A 206-nucleotide genomic window follows, 5' to 3' on the forward strand; every position below is an offset into this window, starting at 1 on the left:
TCTTTGATAACGGAGAAGTCCCACATATACCGCCCGTTTTCCGGGTCTTTCTTTTCCCATTTGGTGCGTGTATTGCGAAGTCCCCGTTCCCGGTTCCACCATGTGGGGCATGGGATTTTTTCTTCCTCCAGCCGTCTGCGGATATAGTTCGGACCATGACCATTTAGGGCATATCCGAAAATCAGCCGCACAATCGGGGCGGTTTC

General features: G+C 51.9%; 1 protein-coding gene. It reads right to left on the bottom strand.

The annotated features are described in order from the left end of the window. Nucleotides 1-206: recombinase family protein (locus tag DWZ82_RS15820; protein ID WP_243022973.1), on the bottom strand; the 206-nt coding region annotated here is incomplete at both ends.

The organism is Butyricicoccus sp. AF35-5AC (assembly GCF_003477715.1).
In the GTDB taxonomy this organism is placed as follows: domain Bacteria; phylum Bacillota; class Clostridia; order Oscillospirales; family Butyricicoccaceae; genus Agathobaculum; species Agathobaculum butyriciproducens.